The sequence below is a fragment of the Marinimicrobium sp. UBA4509 genome (assembly GCF_002388575.1).
Lineage (GTDB): Bacteria > Pseudomonadota > Gammaproteobacteria > Pseudomonadales > Cellvibrionaceae > Marinimicrobium > Marinimicrobium koreense.
This window is the reverse complement of sequence record NZ_DGMV01000051.1, coordinates 44,977-52,960: the sequence shown is the minus strand read 5'-3', so window position 1 is coordinate 52,960 and position 7,984 is coordinate 44,977. Positions and strand designations below refer to the sequence as shown.

Annotated in this window: 8 protein-coding genes; 4 read left to right on the top strand and 4 right to left on the bottom strand. The window is 60.6% G+C overall.

What is annotated here, in order from left to right; all coding sequences use genetic code 11:
* Positions 1–94 precede the first annotated feature (94 nt).
* The 4 genes from B3520_RS09165 to B3520_RS09150 all read left to right on the top strand — a co-directional run bounded on the left by B3520_RS09165 (position 95) and on the right by B3520_RS09150 (position 2,743).
* Positions 95–541: a copper chaperone PCu(A)C gene (locus tag B3520_RS09165; RefSeq protein WP_286807552.1), complete on the top strand. Its 447-nt coding sequence runs from the start codon at positions 95–97 to the stop codon at positions 539–541.
* 26 nt (positions 542–567) lie between these two features.
* Positions 568–1,641, top strand: coding sequence for a DUF2333 family protein (locus B3520_RS09160; protein ID WP_414673723.1), 1,074 nt, complete (start codon positions 568–570; stop codon positions 1,639–1,641).
* 175 nt (positions 1,642–1,816) lie between these two features.
* A complete protein-coding gene (locus tag B3520_RS09155; protein ID WP_286807551.1) occupies positions 1,817–2,266 on the top strand; it encodes a c-type cytochrome in 450 nt (149 codons plus the stop codon).
* Between the two features lie 75 nt (positions 2,267–2,341).
* Complete coding sequence (locus B3520_RS09150; RefSeq protein ID WP_286875900.1) at positions 2,342–2,743, top strand: SMI1/KNR4 family protein; 402 nt, start codon at positions 2,342–2,344, stop codon at positions 2,741–2,743.
* A 70-nt stretch (positions 2,744–2,813) separates the two neighbouring features.
* On the opposite strand, the gene B3520_RS09145 is transcribed toward B3520_RS09150, so the two are convergent.
* The 4 genes from B3520_RS09145 to B3520_RS09130 form a co-directional block, all read right to left on the bottom strand.
* Complete coding sequence (locus tag B3520_RS09145) at positions 2,814–4,529, bottom strand: sodium:solute symporter family protein (protein ID WP_286807546.1); 1,716 nt, start codon at positions 4,527–4,529, stop codon at positions 2,814–2,816.
* Between the two features lie 3 nt (positions 4,530–4,532).
* The gene (locus tag B3520_RS09140; RefSeq protein ID WP_024459621.1) at positions 4,533–4,805 is read right to left on the bottom strand and encodes a DUF4212 domain-containing protein; all 273 of its coding nucleotides are present in this window, start codon (positions 4,803–4,805) and stop codon (positions 4,533–4,535) included.
* A gap of 64 nt (positions 4,806–4,869) precedes the next feature.
* Positions 4,870–5,934 (bottom strand): DUF5924 family protein, encoded by a 1,065-nt coding sequence (locus tag B3520_RS09135; protein ID WP_123636924.1) that lies wholly within the window; start codon positions 5,932–5,934, stop codon positions 4,870–4,872.
* Between the two features lie 41 nt (positions 5,935–5,975).
* Positions 5,976–7,984 (bottom strand): DUF349 domain-containing protein (locus B3520_RS09130; protein ID WP_286875899.1); only part of this gene is annotated, 2,009 nt, incomplete at its 5' end.

Below are 7,984 nucleotides of genomic sequence, written 5' to 3'. Positions count from 1 at the left end.
ATATTCACCTGGGGTCGCCCCCGCGAATCGAACTACAGCCGCCGTTGTAACCGGGTTGTGCGGCGGCACAATCAATGCTCTGGAGAAACCTGTCATGTTGCGAGCCATACTTTTTATACTGGCGTTGGGGGTAGCGCCGGTCTGGGCGGAGGCGCCCACCGTCACCGTTACCGACGCAACCGTGCGTGTGCCCTTGCCGGGTAAAGATCTCACCTCGGCCTACTTTCTACTGCATAACATGGGTGAGGAGGCGCGGTCGTTGGTGGCGGTGTCCGCCGAGTTCGCCGAGCGGGCGGAGCTGCACGAGCACCGCACGGAGGATGGCATGATGCGCATGCGTCAGGTGGATGCGGTGGAGATTCCCCCCGGCGAGAAGGTGCGCTTTGCCTCGGGGGGCTACCACGTAATGCTCTTTGGGCTTGAGCGACGCCCCCGCACCGGAGATCCGCTACAATTGATATTGACGTTTGATGATGGCAGTGAGCAGACCGTGAAGGCCTATGCGGTCAGCGTGTTTGACCGGCCCCATCACGACCACTAACGCATTTCACCGATCAGGAAGTCGCTATGCCCATGTCCAAAGCCAAGCAGTTCTGGGTTCACCTGCAGCGCAAGCTTCGGGACACCTTTGCCGATACCCGTGACGATGTCTCCCGATTGGGAATGCGGGTGAAAATCGGTATAGCCGTATTGGGTCTCTACTTGTTGTTGGCGCTGGTAGTGGGCATTTACTGGAGCATGACCCCCGGTTTCTTCACCGTGGAAGACTATGTGACGACGCAGGTGGAGGAGCGCGGCGGGACCCGTGAGCGCGGCGCTGTTATGACCTCGGCGCTGATTGGCGTGGCGGAAACCCTGCTGGAAAAACCCGGCGGCTACCTGACCAATGACATCACGCCGCCCGGCCTCTGGCTGGATAACATGCCAAGCTGGGAGTACGGCGTGGTCATTCAGGTGCGCGACGCCAGCAAAGCCATGCGTGAAGCGTTCAGCCGCTCCCAGTCTCAATCCCGCGAGGATCAGGACCTGGCCCTGGCCGAGTCCCGCTTCAACTTCAATACTGACAGTTGGATCATGCCGGCCACCGAGGGACAGTATCGCGAAGGCATTCAGTACACCCGTCGCTACCTTGATCGATTGACCGGCATCAGTGAACAGAATGCCGAGTTCTACACCCGCGCCGATAATCTTCGCTATTGGTTGAGCACTGTGGAAACCCGCCTGGGCAGCCTGTCGCAGCGCCTCAGCGCCAGCGTCGGTCAGCGTCGACTGAATACGGACTTGCCGGTAAGCATGGGTGAACCTCGGGAAGTGGCCCCGGGAGAGGTGATCGTCAAGACGCCCTGGACCGAGCTGGATAATGTCTATTACGAAGCCCGAGGCTCGGCCTGGGCCCTGATCCATCTACTGAAGGCGGCGGAAATCGAATTCGCCGACGTGCTCGATGACAAAAATGCCCGGGTCAGCCTGGGGCAGATCATTCGTGAGCTGGAAGCCACCCAGCGCTCGCTGATGAGCCCGATGATCCTTAACGGCAGCGGTTTCGGTCCGCTGGCCAACCACTCTCTGGTAATGGCCTCCTATATCTCCCGCGCCAATGCGGCGTTGATTGATTTGCGGAGTTTGTTGGATCGGGGGTGATTCTATCCGATCAAGAATTGGCGTCATTTTTGATTCAGCGCAAAGGTAGTCTTAATACAGGAGATAAATCCCGTTTACTGGGTTGCGAAAACACCACCGTCGACAACACTTAATAGATCTCGAATCGGGTTGTAAGGATTCAGACTTCGTTCGATGTCGGTTAGAGGTGGTCACCATGAAATACTCAATACTCTTTGCGTTCGTGTTTTTTCTGACGGCGTGCAGTCAGGGACCGGAATCGCCCCGGGGGTTCAGTCTGCCCGAAGGGGATCTTGAGCGGGGCGAGCAGGTGTTTGTCCAGTATGATTGTCTGTCCTGCCATCGGCTGCAGGGCTATGATGCAGTGGTGACGGAACGCGAACTGGACACGCCGATCATTCTCGGTGGCACCGTCACCAAGGTCAAAACCTACGCCGAACTTCTGACTTCCGTCATCAATCCCTCCCATCGGCTGGCCAGCGGCTATCAGGATGAGCAGATCACAGATGACGCCGGGCAGTCATTGATGCGCAACTACAACGATGTCATGACCGTCAGTGAGCTGATTGATCTGGTGGCGTTTCTGGAGTCGTATTACGAGCTCAACCCCTACGCGCAGAGTCACTACCACATGTACTACCCCTGACAGGGGCGTCCCGGCTTGTCATATGCCAGATGGGGCGCTAGCATTGACGGTCCTTTCGCAATGCAAGAGCCCACAATGGAAGAGACCCTGGAACGACTGAGGGCGGCGCACCAGCCGGTGCCGGTACCCCTGGAGCTGCCCAGTCACGAAGACCTGGTGGATGTGGAGGAGGAGGTGCTTCTGCCTATCCCGCGGGAGATGCGCCGTTTCCTGCTTCTGGCCAGCGACGTGGTGACCGGTTCGTTGGAGCCTGTGACCGCTGCTGACCCTCATGCCCATACCTACCTGCCGGAGGTGGCGGCGGTGGCCTGGTCGATGGGCCTGCCCCGTTACCTGTTGCCGCTGTGTGAGACCAATGGCAACTATTACTGCGTTGAGCCCGAGGGTGAAGTCCTGTTCTGGCGCGATGGCGATCTGAGCGATGAGAGCTGGGATGATGTCTGGCGCTGGATTGATGAGGTCTGGCTCGAGAGCTGAAAGCAGGGCATTAAAAAAGGGAGCAGGTGCTCCCTTTTTTAATGCCGGGTTTAATACCGGTGTGGGCGGGTCAGTGGGCGCTGGGGCCGCTTGAGCCCTGAGGGAAGCGGATGCTTTCCACCAGATCCTGGACATGCGGCGGCGCATCCGGGGTAAAGTGGCGTACGGTCAGAGCCACGGCCAGATTCAGCAGCATGCCGACAAACCCGATGCCCTCCGGTGAGATACCCAGCAGCCAGTATTCGGCGGTATTGGGCAGCAAGGGTTCGAAGAATACCCCCTTGAATACCAGGATATAGCTGGCGGTGAACACCAGCCCGGTGAGCATGCCCGCGACGGCGCCCCACTGGTTCATGGGTTTGAAGAAAATCCCCATGATGATCGCCGGGAAGAAGCTCGCCGCCGCCAGGCCAAAGGCGAAGGCGACCACCTCGGCGACAAAGCCCGGCGGATTGATGCCCAGGTAGCCCGCCACCCCGATTGCCCCGGCGGCGGCCAGGCGCGCCGCCATCAGCTCCTGCTTCTCGGTGATCCGGGGCATGAGGTTGCGTTTGAGCAAATCGTGGGAGATTGAGGTGGAAATCACCAGTAACAGCCCGGCGGCGGTCGACAGCGCGGCGGCCAGGCCACCGGCGGCCACCAGGGCGATCACCCAGTTGGGCAGCTCGGCGATTTCCGGGTTGGCCAGTACCAGAATATCCGGGTCGATGGTCATTTCATTGCGGCTGTCATTGCTGTAAAACAGCCGCCCATCGCCGTTTTCATCCTGCCACTGGATCAGCCCCGTGGTTTCCCAGGTGTCCACCCAGGAGGGCATGTTTTCCCGGGCTACCCCCTGGCCCTCGGGGCCATTGATGGTCTCGATCATGTTGGTGCGTGCAAAGGCGCCCACGGCCGGGGCGGTGGTGTAGAGCACGGCGATAAACAGCAGGGCCCAGCCGGCGCTCTTGCGGGCGTCGCGCACTTTGGGGACGGTGAAAAAGCGCACGATGACGTGGGGCAGGCCCGCCGTGCCCACCATCAGCGCGGCGGTAATGCAGAACATGTCGATGGTGGACTTTTTCCCCTCGGTGAAGGCGGTAAAGCCGAGCTCCCGGGATAACCCGTCGAGCTTGTCGAGCAGGTGGGTGCCCGAGCCGTCGGCCAGGGTATCGCCAAAGCCCAGCTGTGGAATCGGGTTGCCGGTGATCATCAGGCTGATGTAAATCGCCGGTACCGTGTAGGCAAAAATCATCACGCAGTACTGGGCCACCTGGGTGTAGGTAATGCCCTTCATACCGCCGAGCACCGCGTAAAAGAACACCACGCCCATACCGATCAGCACGCCGGTGGTCACATCCACTTCCAGAAAGCGGGAGAACACCACCCCGACCCCGCGCATCTGTCCGGCCACATAGGTGAACGACACAAAAATGGCGCACACCACGGCAACGGTGCGGGCCATCTGGGAGTAGTAGCGATCGCCAATGAAATCCGGCACGGTGAACTTGCCAAATTTGCGCAGGTAGGGGGCCAGGCATAAGGCGAGCAGCACATAACCGCCGGTCCAGCCCATGAGGTAGACGCTACCGTCATAACCGAGAAAGGCGATCAGGCCGGCCATGGAAATGAAGGATGCGGCGGACATCCAGTCGGCGGCCGTGGCCATGCCATTAGCCACGGGATGGACGCCACCGCCAGCAATGTAGAAGTCCCCAGTGCTGCCGGCCCGGGACCAGACCGCGATGCCAATATAGAGCGCGAAGGTGGCGCCAACCACCAGGTAGATGAGCGTTTGGGCTTCCATGAACTACTCCTCGTCTTCCCGGACACCAAAGCGGCGGTCCAGCTGATTCATCTTGTACACGTAGACAAAAATCAGGACCAGAAAGGTGTAGATGGAACCCTGCTGGGCAAACCAGAAGCCCAGTTTGAAGCCACCCATGCGAAATTGATTGAGCCAGTCCACCAGCAGGATGCCCGCACCAAACGAGACAATGAACCAGATGCTGAGCAGCACCGCCAGCAACTTGATATTCGCCCGCCAATACTCTCTGGCGGCTTCCTTGGACGCAAAAGCCATAGTAGAACTCCGGTTATTATGCTTATCGGTAAGTCTTCAAGTGAAAAGGAAAATAAGGGGTCTGTCAATTCCCGATATCGGTAACCTCAAAGCGCAGCACGCCAATCATCTGGCGCGCTTCAGTCACCACCTGGACTTGCCAATGGCCCACCGCCTGTTTCGGGAAGTGCTGCTTGTGGGTCCAGGCCCGGTATCCCTCTTTGCGCCCGCCCTGAATATCCAGGGCAATGGTGTCGACGATTTCGCCGTTCAGGCGCCAGACATGGTAAATCCGCTCGTTCAGCCCGCGCGGCGCGCGGATCGCCGTGTAGGCATAGAGCCCTTCCTGGTGTAGCTTGGTTTCGCTCAGTTGCGTCAGGCGGTTTCCCGGTGCTTTGTCCTGAATATCGATATCGGTGCTCACCGCCACCTGAGTCAGCCAGAGGGTGGCCGGGGGCACCCAGAGGCGTCCGTACCAGCCCGCGAGGCCGAGGGCGGCAACCACCCCGATCAGGGCCAGGCTGCGCCACCAGCGCCGGGGCGGCAGCGCACTGATGACACTGGGAATGGCCAGCAGCACGGCGATGCCGAGCGCCAGAGGGTAGCTCTGGGCGGTACTCAGATGCAGGATGATCGGCAGTGCGGTGAGCATGACCGCGAACAAGGCCAGGGCGTGAAAGCCGAGAAACAGCCAGCGTCGCTTGGCCAGATGGTTGTAATAGAGCGGGTCAATGACCGAGACCAGCGCTGCGGCGCACAGCAGCCCCATAAACAGCGTCTGCCCGCTGTTCCAGGTGACCGTGAAAAAGAAAAACGGCAGGACGAAAAACAGACTCTCCTGGTGCACCATCTGGGTGATGAAGTGCAGAGCGGGGCGTGGGACTTTCAGCTTCAGCAGGCGCAGCGCGTTGCGCCGCAGGGTGTTCTCGAACATCAGCCAGAGCCAGCTGGCCATCATCAACACCGCGACCACCTGGGCGAGTGCGGGTTTGCGCTCGACCAGAACGAAGCTGCCAAGGCCGAACAGAAAACCCGCCAGCGCCAGCACTTTGGGGTAGCGCTTGAAGGTGGCAATCAGCCTGTTCAGCGCCCGGCGAGACCAGGCAGGGCGTTCAATGGTCTGTGCGGGTGTTTCGCCGGGTTGTTCCATAAGTATCCGATGGGACCGCTAACGTCTGGGTGAGACGGAGATCAGTGCGGCTGGAATCGTGTCAGCAGTTGGGTGTATTCCGGATCGGGGACACCCCCCAGGGTCAACCATTCCAGCAGCAGTGATTCCGCTGTGTCAGACCGTTGACCCAGGCCCTGCTGTAATTGTTCCATCTGATAGGCCATTCGGCGCGCCTTGTCGGACTCGGGGGATTCCTGACCGGTCGCGATTTCCTTGCGGATACACAGCAGACGCAGGGCCTCCAGGTTCTCCGTCTGGACCGCGGATGTCAGGCTGGCCGCCCGTTCCAGGCGTTGATTCAAAATGGCCTGGCTGTCGCCGGGCCAGTACTCCACGGCCTCCAGCGCGATGCTCGCCTCTTCCTGGGCTGCGGTGGTATCGCCGCCTTCAAGGCTGGCCAATTCAAGCGCGCGCACCGCTTCGGCGGCGTTGAACAGCTGCTGGCGCTGGCGTTCTTTAGCCTGGCGGCGAGCGTTTTTGTGCTGCTCATCCAGGGCTTTGAGCGTCTGGTAGAAGGCGTCATTGAGGGGCTGCGCCTGCTGGCGGGGAAGCTCTTTCAGAGCCTGGAACTGGCTCTTGAGTTCATCGATCCGCGCCCGCTGTGCCCCGGGGGTATCCAGTGGTTGCTGTTGCAGCGTCTTGAGTGCCTTGATCAGGGACTCCGCTTCCTCGGCCTGGGCCTGGCGCGCCTGATCGGCCGCCTCAAACTGGGCTTGGCGGCGGGCGAAAATGGCGTCGCAGTGTTCGCGGAACTGCTTCCACAGGGCCTGATCTTCTCGGGGGCGGCACTGGCCGACCTGTTTCCACTGGACCTGAAGGTCTTTGGCGCCTTCAATGGCCTGATGCAGATCGCTCTGCTCGCGCAATTGCTCGGCCCGTTGTACCAGTAATTCTTTTTCAGCCCGGTGCGCATCGTAGGCTTCCCCCAGCTTGGCGTGCAGTTGATCCATCAGAGGCTCAAACCGCTCTTCCTGGGCTTTGACCGCCTGGCGCGGCACCGGCCAGGCATCGCGCCACTCGCGCCGTGCCTGCTTGAGGGTGTGCTCGACGTCTTTCCACACTGGGCTGTCCCAGTGATAGCCGTTCAGGTAGAGCTGCACCTGCTCGATCAATTCCTCCCGCTTGGCCTGGTTGGCTTCGCGCTCTCTGGCCTGGGCTTCGAAGAACTCCTTGCAGGGCTCGAAGGCGCGATGCGAGGCCTCCTGAAACTGGTGCCACAGGTCCTCGTCGTGATGGGGCACGCCCTTGCTGACTTCCCGCCAGTCATCCTGGAGGTGATGAATCTTGCGGGCCAGCTCTTCCGGGTTCATGGTGCTGTGTTCCAGGGCCTGCATGGAACGAATGAGTGCTTCTTTCTTGGGGGTGACCGCAAATTCATGCCAGTCGCTCAGGCGTTCAATCGCCTGATCCAGCTCTTCCAGCTTGCTCGCCAGGTGGGCCGGAATGTGCTCCAGGGTTTCCCGCTTCTCCTGGCTGGCGCGATGTAAACCCCGCGCCCGCCGTACCTGGCCGCGCTGCGCGGCACTCAGCCCCTGGCGCACCAGGCCTTCGACCTCACGAATGTGCTTGCGCTGGGATTGCTCTTTGGCCTTTTCCTGTTGCTCCAGCGCATTCAGGGCGTTTATCGCGTCCTGAACGGGGGCGGGGCGATCGTTCTCCGGCCACTGGCGGGCGGTTTTCACCAGTTGTTTGAGGACCTTGCGGGCCTGCGCGCTCTGCTCCGGCTGATTCAGTTGGGGTGTCCACTGCTCCAGAGGGCCGTGCTCGCGCAGAAGCGCCAACAGCTCGTTCAACTGGTGAATCTGGCGCTCCAACGATTCGCGCTCGCGCTTGGGTAAGGCATCGGTTTCCAGGGCTTTCAGCGATTCGCCGGCGCTATTGAGCTGTTCGGGCCACTGGTCACCGAGCAGTGTCTCCCCGTCAGCGCTGTACAGTTCGCTACCGAACTGCTTGAGTTGGGTGTGAAGCTCGGTCAGTCGGTTTTGCGCCTCGCTCTGGCGGGCCTGCTCGGCTTCTTCCCGAGCCGCCA

Bases quoted from the DNA above. Each gene is read 5' to 3' on its own strand.
- B3520_RS09165 (WP_286807552.1), top strand. From the start codon at position 95: ATGTTGCGAGCCATACTTTTTATACTGGCGTTGGGGGTAGCGCCGGTC.
- B3520_RS09160 (WP_414673723.1), top strand. From the start codon at position 568: ATGCCCATGTCCAAAGCCAAGCAGTTCTGGGTTCACCTGCAGCGCAAG.
- B3520_RS09155 (WP_286807551.1), top strand. From the start codon at position 1,817: ATGAAATACTCAATACTCTTTGCGTTCGTGTTTTTTCTGACGGCGTGC.
- B3520_RS09135 (WP_123636924.1), bottom strand. From the start codon at position 5,934: ATGGAACAACCCGGCGAAACACCCGCACAGACCATTGAACGCCCTGCC.
- B3520_RS09150 (WP_286875900.1), top strand. From the start codon at position 2,342: ATGGAAGAGACCCTGGAACGACTGAGGGCGGCGCACCAGCCGGTGCCG.
- B3520_RS09145 (WP_286807546.1), bottom strand. From the start codon at position 4,529: ATGGAAGCCCAAACGCTCATCTACCTGGTGGTTGGCGCCACCTTCGCG.
- B3520_RS09140 (WP_024459621.1), bottom strand. From the start codon at position 4,805: ATGGCTTTTGCGTCCAAGGAAGCCGCCAGAGAGTATTGGCGGGCGAAT.